Below are 14,430 nucleotides of genomic sequence, written 5' to 3' on the forward strand. Positions count from 1 at the left end.
AAGACTGCAACTTCCCAGTCACAGTCTCTTATAAATCTACCTCAGTTCCTTCAAGGAAAGTTATTACAATTTGTCCAGCTTCTGAAATAGATTGATAGCATGTCAGACTATAGTATCCAGAAGCCATACTTGAACTATTACTCTGATTCTTACCCTCTATTCGATTAGAGAAGCTACCTTCACGCTTTTCATTATTTCTTTCGTTCACTTTTAAGAGCAGAGAAACACTCTCAGCGGTTCGCTGTTACCGTATCGTTTCGTCGTAAATTCCTTACTCTAAGACAGCTGTCCCATGGGCAGAACATCTTCTTCTACCTCGCTGATGCTTCAGCTCGTACAAGCAGTGATACCGCCTCAACGTGAGTTTTAGAGGACTAAATGGAGTCTGAATTGCCTGATAGAGATGTAGTATTGATTAAGCAATCAACAAATAATGTACAAAACAAAAATAAAGTACACTGCTTAATGAGTGTACTTTATCCTTCTAATTCAGTTTTATCAATGGTTTAGCTCTAGTTAAGTCGATTAGTTAAATGAATTTAGACTATTGCTTTTTATAACGACCATAAATTGTATGCTTAATGCTATAATTTATCTTCCAAATCTACTTCTTCATAATTTATCGGAATTAAAGCAACTTCACTGCTTAGAGTAGATTGTTTTTCATTTTCACTTATTTGAATGGCATTTTTTAATGAAAAAATAACTTCTCTTACAAGATTTAATAAATCTAATGTACACTCTTGCAATTCAATTTCAGTTAGATATAATCTGCTTTCGTCATTGTCTTTATTTACATCAATAAAATTCAATGTAATATTAGTAAATCTATGCTCTAAATAATTTCTAATAGTTTTTAATAGCTTTGCGTGTGGATTTGCTGTTAAAGAATTATCACCATTATCAAAATCTTTCGATATCCAGAATATAGAAGACAAACCAATATTTTTATCCAACAATTTATTTAAATTACTATTTGTTCTCCAGATTGAATGAAAATTTACTTGTCGAGGCATGATTTTTAGACAATAATATTCATTTATAAGCATTGCTACTTTATCTAATAATGAATATAGTGTTTTAAAAGCTGCTTTTAATCCTTCAATTCTGATAGAGTATTGTACGTAGTCTAGACAATCAATAAGATTAACATACTCGTCAGCATAATGAACCGAATCAATCTCAATGCTATTAAAACAGAGATAACGCGCATAAACATATTCTTGCTTAATTTGATTAAACATAGAAAAATATTTGTTTAAATCTTTATCTGATTGAAATAATAAACTTGGTAGTAAAAGATTATCATCATATCTATTTATATCGTCAGCTTGTAAGTCATTAAGTGGATTAAGATACAGCCCGTTGTTCCAACACCATTCGCGATACTTTTGTGAATTAGGATTATAATCGATGGTTTTACAAGAGCATTCATCTAAGTCTTTATAATTAAGATATTGTTCGTAAAGTTCAATAAATCGCTTTTCTGCATAATCAACTCTGTTTGGATCTGAAACAGTTATACTTGTTTCTATTAAATTTTTAATTTTTTTAATAAAGTGAAGATGTTCGTTATCATTCAAAAAATTACGATAATGATGTAGACAAATAGCCAAGTTACCACTAGCCATTGTGAATCTTGGATTGATTTGTATACATTTACAATACATCTTAATAGCTAACTGTTTTCTACCACAAGCATCTAATAGATTTGCGTAATTGGTGTATAGTGAACATAATAATGGGTGAATAAAGCTATTGTTCTCAGGATCTATATCAATATTATTTGAAATTTCGATAGCTTTTCTAAAGTAATAAATTTGTTGAACTGTAAAATCGGTATCTATGTTGAAAACTAAGTTATCACTTAGTTCAAATATATCAGCGTATGCTGTTCCAATAGAATAAAATAATTGAATTTTGGAAATATCATCAATAGTATTTTCCATATTTTTTCCAAATTCTATTAGTCTATAGATTTCCTCTATATTTTTATGTTTAAAAGCATTATCGAAATCCATTGACAATTTAAGTACACTATGATTAATTGGATTATTTGTTAACATCTTCACCCCAAACTAAATATTTCGATTTTAAATTTGATTTTCCTTTATTTTCCTGTTCTTCAACTAACATATCAGATAAAAACTCTTTTATCATGTCCCAATTAAAATTCTCTTTAAAACCTCTACTACCATCAGAAGGAACATTTAATGAAAATGTTGCAAATACAGTTTCACAAGTTCTTCTTGGAAATTTTGCTAAGTAAGAATCAAAAAATGAATTTGAATACCTATAATGATGGCTATGAATAAAGTCTTTCCATGTATTTAGCATAGTCTCTTCGTCTACAATATCTATTACGGAAACTTCTTCAAGTGGTCGGTCTTCAATATTTCCCCATGCTTTTTTCATTAAATTAACAGCATCTACATCGCTCTTAGGAGCACTGTATCCAAAAATAGTTAACATATATGAATGATCGACAAAGTAATCTAATGCTTTCCAACACCAATTTATGTATCCATCGGAAGAATAGTCTTTGTTTTTTACGGGATACAATAATTTTGTTGGATTTAATTTTTTATAACATGTTGGGCAGTAGCAATCTACTCCTCCAAACTCAATATGTTCTTCACAAAACCCAACAGCTACATTCCCATGTAAACAAAGAATTTTTGGCAAGTTCAGAGTAATTTTTGAGCAGCGAATATAAGCCTGTATAAGTAAAGGGTCCCAATTAAACGTAGCTATACAATCTTTATTAGTTAAACTTAATATTAAAAAATCATAAATTGTTGGTTCATCAGGTAACTCCAACGAAGCAAAATAATCATAGAGTCTTTCTTCTAGCTTTCTAACTATTTCGGAGCACTCTTCTCTCTCAAATAATTCTGAGTAGATATCCTCTAAATTTTCGCTCTTTGTCTGTAATTCAACACCAGCAAGAATTTCTTCTAAATTTAGTTTTTTTAGCAATCCATTCATAACTGAAGAACTTTTGCCGTTTTTATCACCATCTGGTATTGCTGCAATAGTAGCACCAGCGCCTAGAATAACTGTATGCGATCTCATCTCATTTCTCCTGAAAGTCTTTTGACACTATTATACCACTGTATCTACTTTATTTATGCTTCGAATACTAATCTTATAACCATAAATATTTTAAATAAAATGTACAATTGAACCACCACTTCTTCTACACCAATTAGAGTAAAAAATGTACAAATCAATTTCTTAGATTAGAGAATATTACGTACTACAAAACATACAAAATACCACTCCAAAATAATGTACAAAACAAAAATAAAGTACACTTTTTAAATAATGTACTTTATGCTTCTAATTCAGTTATATCAATGGTTTAAGTCTTGTTTAGTCAATTGTACATAAACTTTTAGTTTTTATCGGATTGTCTTAGTAAAAACACATAACCAAAAAAATTTTTAAGCCAATTATACTCAATTATGTACTTTATTTAAGTGAACACTGGAATTTTTTACTACTCTCAATTCAGGTGAAAATGTACTTTATTTAAGTGAAAACTAAAAATATTTCAAATGTACATTTTGACAATAAAAAAACACTCTAATATCAATTTAATGAAATTTAGAGTGTTTTTATTTATCTATATTTTTTTAAACTGTACAAAGTGTTCTTGCAAAATACCACTCCAGAATAATGTACAAAACAAAAATAAAGTACACTCCTTAAAGAATGTACTTTATGCTTCTAATTCAGTTGTATCAATTGTTTAGCTCATGTTAAGTCAATTGTACATAAACTTTTAGTTTTGAAAAATCGCTTAAAATATGGTGAATCATTGCTTCCTTGAACTTATAGTTTTAAAATTTTTTTAACTTCTACAGTATATTTAACCGAAAAACAAAAACTCGTTCTCATCATCTAGAGACCGAGTTTTTGTTTTTATATTGTTTTCATCTATAAGAATCTGTCGATTAAATAAATCTGAAAAATCTTTTTCTTAAATCATTATCCGATACAACATAACATAAATTATGTAAATTAATACTGTTATAAAAGCAAATCTTTTACTTTTCCAATTTCACTTTTTGGAATCACGAGATGAATCATATCCCCTAGATACATCCTTGTAGAACCATTAACTGTCTTACTTTTACCGTTATGTACTTGGGTTGTGATGAGGACATTATGAGGTAAATTGAGTTCGTGTACCTGTTTACCAGCTATTTTGTCTGAAACCGGGATTTCTATTAGTGTAACTTCTCCATCATCAGTTGCCGATTCTGGTAGCATTTTTTCCAACATGGCTTCATAAACGGGCGCCCCTTTTAGCAGATCCATAACAATATAGGCAACTAGGGTCACCATCCCTAATGGCATTAGATTGCGGATATCACCGACCATTTCCGTCACGAGAATCATTGCTGTCAAAGGTGCTTTTGAGATAGCCCCAAAATAACCACTCATTCCAAGAATTACAAATATAGGAAATTGCTGCTGGGTGACGAGTCCAAGATTGACGCAAATAACGCCTACTAGGGCACCAAGTAAAGAACCTAATGCTAAAATTGGTAAGAAAATACCACCTGGTAGTCCACTTCCGTAACTGATCATGCTCCAGATAAAGCGGATGATAAAGTAAAGTAAGAGAATTTGAAAACTATAATCTTGTTCTGTTAAGGATAAGACAACCTGATTACCTCCACCAAGTATTTGAGGTAGAAATATTCCAACTGGAATGATCAGGATAAAAGCAAGAATTGGATGATAAGCTTTATTAATGTTAAGCTTTTGGCCAACCCATTCATAAACTTTGCCTACATTCAGAACGGCTTTTTCATAAAGAAAACCTGAGAGTCCAAGAAAAATTCCCATCACCAGATAAATCCAATATTGATTCAAGCTCATGAGAGGGATATCATCTGGCATATCCAGAACGGGTGTTAAGCCGAAGATGAGAAGGGAAACAAAGTTTGCTACCAGACTGGCGGCCAAGGTAGAAACCCAGAAAAATCTTGAAAAATGGTGATAGACTTCTTCTACTACAAATAATAACCCTGCAATCGGTGCATTAAAGGCAGCAGCAAGTCCAGCAGCAGCTCCACTTGCGATTAAAGAACGCTCTTCTACTGGGCTAGATTTCAGCCATTTTGCAATTCCTTTACCTCCAACAGCACCTAGTTGAATACTTGGACCTTCACGACCGAGCATGAGTCCACTAGCAATCGCGAGAATACCAAGAACATATTTCTTCCATAGCACACTCCACCAGTTGAGTGACATGAGACCTTTTAACTCTGCTTCAACTTGAGGAATACCAGAACCTTTAATATCTTTTTCTGAGCGTGTTAATTTGGCACTAAGCAAGCAAATTAGAATATATAACAATAAAATGATCAATAGATTTCGAAGTAGATTTTCTTGGTCTAGATATAGTCCTTGAACGACATGAAAGCCTTTTTCAATCAAAAACCGAAAAGACCCAACAATAAGGCCCACGACTAATCCAACGATAATTCCTCGTCCTACTTGAGATAGAATTGTACTAGATGCGAAGGCAAATTCTTTCTTGGAACTAAGTGTTTCCGACTGTTCCTCCATAATTTTCTCCTTTAATTATCTTTTTCAGCTTCTGAAACGATCGTTTTAATCGGTTCAAAGCTTGTGCGATGAATGGGTGTAACACCGTGCTTTTCTAAACCTTCTAAATGTTTAGCCGTTCCATAACCAGCATTTTGAGAAAAATCATAACCTGGAAATTCCTGATCATAGTTTTCCATGATCTTATCTCTGGTAACCTTAGCAACGATCGATGCTGCGGCAATAGAAAGCGAGTTCGCATCTCCTTTGATGATGGATGTTTGAGAAATCGGCAAATCCAATTTCATAGCATCAATCAAAAGATGTTCTGGTTGAGGTTCAAGCTGAGAGATAGCTTCTTTCATGGCTAGTTTAGTCGCTTCATAGATATTGACTTGATCAATGACATGATTGTCCATAATGCCAATACTGATTGCAAGAGCCTTATCTTTAACGGCTTGAAAAATCTCCTCATGTTTTCTCTTAGGAATCTTCTTACTGTCATTCAAGCCTTTTATCTTACAATTATTTGGCAGAATGACTGCTGCAGCAACAACAGGCCCAGCTAAAGGCCCACGTCCAACTTCATCTACACCTGCAATTAAGCTAATACCTTGAGCATAAAACTCTTTTTCATAGCTAAGCATGGCTTCTAAGCGGAGATTTTCATCAATTTTAGCTTGAATGGCTTTCTTACGCTTTTCAATTTCCTTTTGTACACCTGAACGAGAATCTTTTTCAAATTCCTTAAACAAGGGACTTTCAAGTTCAGTTATCTTTGCTAATTCTTCTTTTATTTCTTTAATCGTTGCCATTGAGGTCTTCCAATGTATCTAATGTATAGTTACCTAGTTTTCCATCACGAACTTCTTTGACGAAAAGATTGTAAAAGCGATCATAATCATCACGGAAACCAAGGATACGAGTCATGTCCATGATAATTTCAGGAGCTTCATCGTCCAGATTCATTTGTTTAAAACGTTCTTGAAGCTTATCGGGATAATGGGTTTTAAAGTAATTAAGACCGAAAATCGTCACTTCATCCATTGGAAGCAACTGATCTTTGATAGCTCCAGTTAATGCGAGTTTAAGGGCGACAGTTTCATCTTCAAATTTTGGCCAGAGAATCCCTGGAGTATCCAAAATTTCCAAATCCTTATTGGTTTTAAGCCATTGTTGACCCTTAGTAACACCAGGTTTATTACCAACTACAGCAATTTTCTTACCAGCCAAACGGTTCATCAGTGTTGATTTACCAGCGTTTGGAATACCGATTATCATGGTACGTAAGGTCTCGATTTGAATCCCACGTTCCTTTTGACGAGCTATCTTATCTGCCATGAGTTTCTTAGCAGCGTCCGTTACGACTTTTACCGTAATTTGCTCTTTAGAATTGATTGCCAGTGTTTGAATGCCTTGTGATTCAAAATGCTGACGCCATTCTTTTGTTAATGCTGGGTCTGCTAGGTCTGCCTTGTTCAAAATCAATAGTCTTTTTTTATCTCCGATGATTTTAGTCAGCATCGGATTTTGACTAGACAAGGGCAAACGTGCATCGACTAAAACTGTTACAAAATCAACGAATTTTAAATTTTCCTGAACCTGACGACGCGCCTTGGACATGTGTCCAGGAAACCATTGAATAGTTGCCATGAGAGTATAATTCCTTTCTCTTATTGGATTTGTATCTATTTTTACAGTTTCAAAAATTAAATACAAATCCTTTTTCTAAAATAAATCACTATCTTTTATTATAACATGATTTCTCGTATTTGACGCTTGACTCAATGCCGATTGTAAAATGTTTTCTAAGTAAATCAGTCACAAATAAAATTTCTCGTTGTCTAAAACGATTGAAAAATAATAGTGTTCACCATGATCTTTAACATAGTTGCTGATATATTTTTCTGTTTGAATAATGGATTTACTGCTATCAATGGTTGGATCTTGTTTCTCGTAATACCAATGATCATAAGTATGTTTCAATTGGCCATTCTTGTAGCAAAAAACATCCCCACCTAGTATAATTTGATTATTGGCTTTGAGATTATCAAGTAAGTCTGGGATTACTGAATAATCATAAGCGTATGCGTTGATCCCTATGTGATTTAAATTTATCCCTCTTGTATGTATATGTTCAAAATTCTGCTTCATAAAGTTCATTTCTCAAGTTTCTCTTGATAAGTAAAATCGATAACCACTTTGCAGTTGTTATCGATTTTAATGATTTTTAATCTTTTTCACCTAGCTTGCTGTTAATTGACATCATGATGCTTGCAATTTTTTCTCCCCAGTATGGATCTGATGCATAAAGAACATTCATCCCTGACGCTTTATTTCCAAGGTATGTTCTGCCATTATCGATGTAATTTTCGCGAATCCACTTGGCTGCACCTAAGATACCCTTATCAACATCATCAAAGCTTTTAGCTGAATCATATGGTGTTGTATCATAAGCAGCGATACCAAAGAAGTTATTTTTATCCTTAGCAATTTGGCTACGTCCCCATGAACTTTCAAGGGCGCTATGGGCGATTAGATAGAGAGCGTTGATCTGATAGCGTTCTTCAGCTTCTTTAAAGATTGCCCCCTTACCTGCCAGACGACTTCCCTTGATATTCATAAGAGAATAGACTTTATCTAATTCTTCAGCTGTGTAATTGCTTGGTTTTCTTAAATCTCTAAATAAGAAAGGATTTTCAACTGTAAAGTTTTCAAAGTTAATACCATCAGCTGAATAGTATTTTTTGCCAATCGCCATTGATGAACTGTGAGGTGCTACACGGATACTTGCGTATGGTGACAATTCGTGGTAGAGATAGTTACCATCAGTGGCATAGTGAGGAATAAAGTCACTATCAGAGTTGACCGCTACTAGATCACTCTTGTTCATATATCCTGAAAGACCTGAAATTTTGACTGGAAGTCGACCGTCTTTGGCTTCTGCATCATCAATCGCTACAATACTTCCTTGTGAAATATAGCTGAGTTTCTCACCAGAAGCGCTATATACATTTGCTGTAATTGGTTTTACTTTATAGTAAGCTGCTGTATCAGAAATCCATTTTCCATTGCTTTGGAAAGTATAGTCTTTCCCGTTAATGGTAAAGTTACCAGTTACATAAGCTCCGTCTTCTTTTAGATAATACCAAGCATTATAGTCCTTATCGAAAATCCATTCATTTTTGGCCATATAACCAAAAGGTTTGAGATAGTAAGAACCTACCCGTTGATTTTCGGCATAGGTGCCGTCTGATTTGAGATAGAACCAGCTCTTGTATTTTTCATCGAAAATCCATTCACTTTTGGCCATGGCTCCACTATCTTTTAGATAGTATTTCTCTTTCCATTGGCTACTTAACATGACACCGTCTTTATTAAAATAGTACCATGAATCGCTGATTTTCTCCCACTTGTCGCGAATAATTTTTCCTGATGCGGTAGCATAATACCACTTATCTTCGAGTTTTGCCCAGGCATTTTCTGCCATAGCTCCACTAGTCTTGAGAAGATAGTCTTTATAAATAGTAGCACTTAGCATGGCACCAGATTCATCAAATCGATACCATAGGCCATCAATTTTTGCCCACTTGTCACGATTGATTTTACCTTCTTGATTACCGTAGTACCATTTATCACCAATTTTTACCCAGCTATTTTCAGCTAAGACACCACTTGCTTTGAATAGATAATCATCGTAAACAGCATTGCTGATCATGATACCATTTTCATCGAATCGATACCAAACACCCGCTATCTTTTTCCAATTATTACGAGTAACTTTCCCGTCCTCAGTGGCATAATACCATTGGTTGTCAATTTTTACCCAAGAAGATTCTGCCAAGGCACCGCTATTATTCAATAGGTAATCATTAAAAATAGTATTACTAAGCATGATGCCATCTTGATTAAAATAGTACCAAACACCTGCTATTTTTTTCCAATTTGAAACGGGCTGATTATCCTCATAATAACGCCATTGGTTATTTTCTTTTTGCCAACCTTCTTTGTTAACTACTTCTACTACTGTTTCTTTTGAAGATTGTTCTTTGGTCTCTGGAGTTTGAGAAGTTGCTTTTTCAGCTTCGCTTTGATTTTTCTTCTCATTGCTTACTGTATTGGTAGCAATCTTTTCTGATGACTGAACATTATTGGTAGCTTGAGAATCCTCGGCATAGACGGTCGTTTTTGCAAAACCTGCCATAGAGAGGGCAACTGTACTTGCCAGCAATATTTTTTTCATTCTTTTCTCCTTACAAATACCTAGATTTTGTATTTGATGTTTCTATATATTGTGTAAAAAACAGTAATTATCCACTATATTATACAATATTCTGTCAAATATAAAAGCAGTAACTTTCAGAAGAAAAGAACTTGTAATATTTTTAAAATATTTTAGAAATAAAAGTCAATAAAAAGTAGTCGAACACCATCTGAACGACTACTTTTTTATAAAATTATACCTGACTATAGACTTCTTTGCGATTTGTTTTAGTTGCTTTAGCAGAATTCTTCCAAAGGTTTGGATTGATGAAAATAGTGACGATTGCTAGTATTCCAAACCCAATCCCAACATACCAGTAGGGTGCATCCAAGGTTGTTGAGCGTCCAGAAAGATTGACAATCCCACGGAAAAGTGTACCCGCTGTAATAATCGCTACTGCCGAATTCCATAGATTTAGACTAATACGGGAGAAATGTGGGAGAACCTTGAGAAAGATTGCTAGTAGAATTCCTCCAATAAGAGGTACTGCAAATAAATAGTGCATATGAACAGAAGTTTCTCCAAAACTAAAAGCTTCGTAAATTCTAGAAAATGCAAAGAAGAAAATAGTAATTATTGTATAAGAAATGATCGTTTTTTTAAATCGTTTTTTTCCCAAATTAGTAACCAATGTAGACAATGTCACTCACCGCCCTTTCTGAAATTTTGTTTCCACCAGTCGTTGGTTTATTGATAACCTGACCGTTGAAGTAAAGTGTAGATGATCCACCACCATCAAGGTTATAGGCTGTTTTTGCTCCATAAGATTTCATGACCTCAGCAAGCTGATAAAGAGAGAGTCCTTCACTTTCAGAGGTACGTCCATCTGAAACCACGATGATATAGTGGTTTTCATCGATAATACCAATAGCTGTACGAGGATTTGAAGCCATGGCCTGTCCTACTTCTGTATTGGTATCAACTGCAATCTCACCATTTTCGACCAAGTCTGGTCCAAAAGCCAAGAGATTGACGACACCGTCGTTTACTAGTTGCTCAGCTGAGATCTGATCTTCGTAAATAACCTTGAAAGAGCCGTCTTTATAAATAGCTAAGTCCCCATTACTAGAATCTTCACGAACAGTATCACGATAAACAACTCCATTACGGATAACATAGCCTGTAGAGTTTGCTCCATAGTAGTCCCCATTTACCGCTAAAATGGCATTGTTGTCAGCTGCCGTAACAGAGGTTTTTGCAGTTACGTTAGTTCCGTAGGCATTTTGAGCAAAGGCAGTTTTCAGATAATCTGATGAGCTCAGAGTAATATCAGCAACGTAGACTTGGGTATTATTGACCGTCGTTTCAGACAAATTGACAGTAATATTGTCATCTTTATAACTAGAGTCAGTGACAGTAGCTGTTTTAGCAGCTTGACTTGCTGCTGCAGCATTGGAACTTGTGCTAGTTGTAGCAACTGTCGAGATAGTTTCAGCGAGGACAAAGGTCTTTAGCATTGAGTAACTAAAGGATCCTGTCAATAGTAGACCGAGAACTGAGGCGTAAGCATAGCGTTTCTTTAAAAATTTCATAATACAGTTGAGGTCCTTTCTTTAAAGATGAATTTCTTCTGAACTGTCCAAGAAACAGCAAAGAGAAGGATGCCGACGATAACTTTAGCAATCAGAAGGTTGATACCAAAGACTGTAAAGAAGAGACGAATCAGTAGCGTGTCTAAGATAAAGAGTCCGACTGCTAGACCAAAGTATCCCATCCCTGTTTTCACAAGGCTATCGTCATTTTTAAAGACTAGTTTCTTATTTGTAGAATAGTTGAAAATAGAGCTAGTCACACGAGCTACTCCGTTTGCTAGAAAGATTCGTAGACTCGTCGGAACTGTCGGCAAAATCAAGACTGCTAGGGCGTAAACGACATAGTCTACAACAAAGCTACTAAGAGATGATAAGGCAAATTTAAAGATATTTTTATAGATCATGAGCCCGTCTTGGATTGGGCGGAAGTGTGATGCCTCATTGTCATTAATATAGACGGTTTCAATCGGCACTTCTAGAATCTCGTATTCTTTTGTTGCTTCGAGCAACATATTCATTTCATATTCATAACGTTGACCTTCAATCTTAAGCATAAACGGTATCAAGTTTGTCGTAAATGCACGAAGTCCAGTTTGTGTGTCTGTTACTCCTACTCCCGTTTGAAGCTTAAAGAGAGCTTTGGTTAAGCTGTTACCAAAACGGCTACGAAGGGGAACTTTTCCAGAAAAGGCACGTACACCCAAGATTAGCTTGTTTGGATTTTCGGAAGCTTTATTAGCCGTGCGGAAAATATCCCATACCTTGTGCTGTCCATCCGCATCTGCTGTGACAACCGTACCATAAATGTTTTGTTCTTGGATATAAGTAAAGGCTGTTTTTAGAGCCTGCCCTTTACCTTGGTTCACCTGGTGACGAATGACAGTAGCAAATTGTTTTGCTTTATCAAAGATTTTTTGGCACTCTGATGAACTGCCGTCGTCTATGACTAAGATATGAAAATCACTCTTTTCGTGAATTTTTTCGATGAGTGTGATAAGTTTATTATCAGGTTGATAAGCTGGAATGACTATATAGTTCATATCGATACCTCTTTCTTTGATAATGGAATAACTATACAGAATATCGCTTAAAAATACCTTATATCAGTTTTCTTTAAGATAAGGTTTAAAAAACTTTAAGCTTAAAGAAAAGACTTATCAATTAATAAGAAATTTAGTTTGAATTTTCAGATAAAAATAAATATACAAAAATCCCCAAATAGTAACTGTATTTGAGGATGAATCTTATCATACAATGAGAGTACTTAGTCTATTTTCTCTCTTAATCTTTCAACAAAGAGATAAGCTGCGGGGCAGGTTAGAGTATTTTTAATAGTAAGATTATTGATTTGGTAAATCTTCTTACGGTCAGTATGTGGAAATTCACGACAGGCTTTTGGACGGACATCGTAGATGGAACAGAGATTATCGCCTCCTAAGAAGGGACAAGGCATTGACTTAAAGACTTTATCACCGTCTTCATCTACTTGCAAAAACTCAGCTTCAAAGGCTGGCAATTTCATTTTAAAGTATTTTGCGATACGTGTGATATCTGCTTCTTTGAAGTCTGGACCAAGACTCTTACAGCAGTTAGCGCAGGCTGTACAATCAATTTCAGTAAAAACTTCTTGATGGATTTCAAGGGCAATTTTATCCAAATTTTTAGGTGCTTTCTTTTTCAGATTTCCTAAAAACTTCCGATGCTCTTTTTGTTTTTGCAAGGCTAGTTGGTGATAATATTCGATATCGATTTCTTTTGACATAGTTTCTTTCTATTTTTTTAATGTTGACACAAACATTTTTAGTTTATACATAAAATAAATTATGTAAAATACTTTTAAGACTAATTTTAACAATAATGAGTCTATCCATTCAGGACGAAACTATCATTCTTTCTAAAAAAGGTTTGATGCAGTTGGTTAAAATGCCTTCTATCCAAGATTTTTGTGCGGACGATAGATTTTCCGCATCTAAACATTCCTTTAGAAAATCACGTACCTGATCAGGTGCTATTTCAAATTCAAAAGCCTTCATTTTGTAGAAAAAGTCAAACAAAGTGTTAGAGAGATAGTCAGTTGAAAATGGGATTTCTCCAGTTTTTCGATACATGATTAGAAGTCGGGAAAAGCGAGCTTTTTCTTCGGGTATATCCTTAAAATAAGAGTTAAGCAACCAGACTTGCTTTTGTTTTCTTTCAAGAGGATCTTGACTAGCAATGCGTTGATCCTTTTCGAGTTCTCTTTGGTACTGTTTTGATTTTATAGAACGTTCTGTCCGATTTTTACCGAAGAGAATCTTTTCCCACTGGCGCTCTTCTAGTGTCAGTGTTTCGCTCAATCCAAAGTAATCCTGATAGGCACGTTCAGCTGGTCCCATTGCTAGAACCAGGTTATCCGCATATTGTTTAGCAATCTCGTCTCGCTTCTTTCGTTCCTTTTCAGCCTTGATGCGAAGTTCCTGCTCATAGTCAATTTTTTCTTTTCCTAGTTTAACAAGATAGAGCTGATCGTCAGATTTTCCAAGTAGAAAGGGTTTGATAAATTTTTCAAGGACTTCCTCCATACGAGCTTTCTTCAAAGGCTCTGCCCTACTCCAACTTCCACCTTGAAAAACTTCCAAAAAGAGTTGATAATCCTTTTCTGGTGAAAATTGATTACCTCGATTTGACTTAAAAGCTCCCTTTTCCCATAGCCAGTTGATTAGTCGCTCATCAAAATCTGTTTTATTAACTCGAATGGCTTCTTTTTTCTGGGCCTTTCTGGTTAGATTTTCAAGCTTTCTGAGAAGTTTTTCTTCCTCTTCTAGCTGTTGATCTAGGCTAATTCTTTGGAAATGACGCACACAGTCACTCCCAATGGGAAAAAGTCGTTTGCCAGTAACTCCGTTAAAAAGTTCATAAGCATACTTAATAGCATTACCGCAGACACAATTGCTTCGACCGATTCCATTAAAAATCAAGGAAACTTCACTCCATTGTTTGGTAGCTTGTTCCCAAGTATCGGCTTTAGAGGCCTCTAAAACTGCATCATATAAGTTTTTTCTAACAGGAATGGACATGATGCCTCCTTTC

At 34.8% G+C, this 14,430-nt stretch carries 12 protein-coding genes; all 12 read right to left on the bottom strand.

Annotated elements, in window-relative coordinates:
• Positions 1-584 precede the first annotated feature (584 nt).
• The 12 genes from AC3E7H_RS06345 to AC3E7H_RS06400 all read right to left on the bottom strand — a co-directional run bounded on the left by AC3E7H_RS06345 (position 585) and on the right by AC3E7H_RS06400 (position 14,417).
• Complete coding sequence (locus AC3E7H_RS06345; protein WP_490676265.1) at positions 585-2,066, bottom strand: LA2681 family HEPN domain-containing protein; 1,482 nt, start codon at positions 2,064-2,066, stop codon at positions 585-587.
• A complete protein-coding gene (locus tag AC3E7H_RS06350) occupies positions 2,053-3,075 on the bottom strand; it encodes a hypothetical protein (RefSeq protein WP_075228601.1) in 1,023 nt (340 codons plus the stop codon). The genes AC3E7H_RS06345 and AC3E7H_RS06350 overlap by 14 nt, the downstream gene beginning before the upstream one ends.
• Before the next feature lie 960 nt (positions 3,076-4,035).
• A complete protein-coding gene (locus AC3E7H_RS06355; protein ID WP_045763873.1) occupies positions 4,036-5,586 on the bottom strand; it encodes a ClC family H(+)/Cl(-) exchange transporter in 1,551 nt (516 codons plus the stop codon).
• 11 nt (positions 5,587-5,597) lie between these two features.
• Positions 5,598-6,380, bottom strand: a complete 783-nt coding sequence (rnhB, locus tag AC3E7H_RS06360; protein WP_000201094.1) for a ribonuclease HII — start codon at positions 6,378-6,380, stop codon at positions 5,598-5,600.
• Entirely contained in the window at positions 6,367-7,218 is an 852-nt protein-coding gene (ylqF, locus tag AC3E7H_RS06365) for a ribosome biogenesis GTPase YlqF (protein ID WP_490676266.1), read from the bottom strand. The genes rnhB and ylqF overlap by 14 nt, the downstream gene beginning before the upstream one ends.
• Positions 7,219-7,386: 168 nt before the next feature.
• Positions 7,387-7,719 (bottom strand): Imm40 family immunity protein, encoded by a 333-nt coding sequence (imm40, locus tag AC3E7H_RS06370; RefSeq protein ID WP_158001795.1) that lies wholly within the window; start codon positions 7,717-7,719, stop codon positions 7,387-7,389.
• Positions 7,720-7,795: 76 nt separating this feature from the next.
• Positions 7,796-9,808, bottom strand: coding sequence for a glucosaminidase domain-containing protein (locus tag AC3E7H_RS06375; RefSeq protein WP_490676267.1), 2,013 nt, complete (start codon positions 9,806-9,808; stop codon positions 7,796-7,798).
• A gap of 214 nt (positions 9,809-10,022) precedes the next feature.
• A complete protein-coding gene (locus AC3E7H_RS06380) occupies positions 10,023-10,469 on the bottom strand; it encodes a hypothetical protein (RefSeq protein WP_490676275.1) in 447 nt (148 codons plus the stop codon).
• Positions 10,450-11,361: a phosphodiester glycosidase family protein gene (locus tag AC3E7H_RS06385; protein ID WP_045763878.1), complete on the bottom strand. Its 912-nt coding sequence runs from the start codon at positions 11,359-11,361 to the stop codon at positions 10,450-10,452. The genes AC3E7H_RS06380 and AC3E7H_RS06385 overlap by 20 nt, the downstream gene beginning before the upstream one ends.
• Positions 11,358-12,401 carry a glycosyltransferase gene (locus tag AC3E7H_RS06390; protein WP_490676268.1) on the bottom strand — a complete coding sequence of 348 codons (1,044 nt, stop codon included), beginning with the start codon at positions 12,399-12,401 and terminating at the stop codon, positions 11,358-11,360. Before AC3E7H_RS06390 ends, AC3E7H_RS06385 begins: the two co-directional genes overlap by 4 nt.
• 224 nt (positions 12,402-12,625) lie before the next feature.
• Positions 12,626-13,123, bottom strand: a complete 498-nt coding sequence (locus tag AC3E7H_RS06395; protein ID WP_049509707.1) for a YkgJ family cysteine cluster protein — start codon at positions 13,121-13,123, stop codon at positions 12,626-12,628.
• Between the two features lie 109 nt (positions 13,124-13,232).
• On the bottom strand, positions 13,233-14,417 hold the full coding sequence (locus tag AC3E7H_RS06400; RefSeq protein ID WP_049509708.1) for a hypothetical protein: 1,185 nt from the start codon (positions 14,415-14,417) through the stop codon (positions 13,233-13,235).
• Positions 14,418-14,430: the final 13 nt, after the last annotated feature.

It is taken from the genome of Streptococcus sp. SCPM-O-B-15304 (M98) (assembly GCF_058200215.1).

Coding starts and splice junctions, on each gene's coding strand:
- AC3E7H_RS06375 (WP_490676267.1), bottom strand. CDS start 9,808: ATGAAAAAAATATTGCTGGCAAGTACAGTTGCCCTCTCTATGGCAGGT.
- AC3E7H_RS06350 (WP_075228601.1), bottom strand. CDS start 3,075: ATGAGATCGCATACAGTTATTCTAGGCGCTGGTGCTACTATTGCAGCA.
- AC3E7H_RS06395 (WP_049509707.1), bottom strand. CDS start 13,123: ATGTCAAAAGAAATCGATATCGAATATTATCACCAACTAGCCTTGCAA.
- rnhB (WP_000201094.1), bottom strand. CDS start 6,380: ATGGCAACGATTAAAGAAATAAAAGAAGAATTAGCAAAGATAACTGAA.
- AC3E7H_RS06345 (WP_490676265.1), bottom strand. CDS start 2,066: ATGTTAACAAATAATCCAATTAATCATAGTGTACTTAAATTGTCAATG.
- AC3E7H_RS06390 (WP_490676268.1), bottom strand. CDS start 12,401: ATGAACTATATAGTCATTCCAGCTTATCAACCTGATAATAAACTTATC.
- AC3E7H_RS06400 (WP_049509708.1), bottom strand. CDS start 14,417: ATGTCCATTCCTGTTAGAAAAAACTTATATGATGCAGTTTTAGAGGCC.
- AC3E7H_RS06355 (WP_045763873.1), bottom strand. CDS start 5,586: ATGGAGGAACAGTCGGAAACACTTAGTTCCAAGAAAGAATTTGCCTTC.
- AC3E7H_RS06385 (WP_045763878.1), bottom strand. CDS start 11,361: ATGAAATTTTTAAAGAAACGCTATGCTTACGCCTCAGTTCTCGGTCTA.
- ylqF (WP_490676266.1), bottom strand. CDS start 7,218: ATGGCAACTATTCAATGGTTTCCTGGACACATGTCCAAGGCGCGTCGT.
- imm40 (WP_158001795.1), bottom strand. CDS start 7,719: ATGAAGCAGAATTTTGAACATATACATACAAGAGGGATAAATTTAAAT.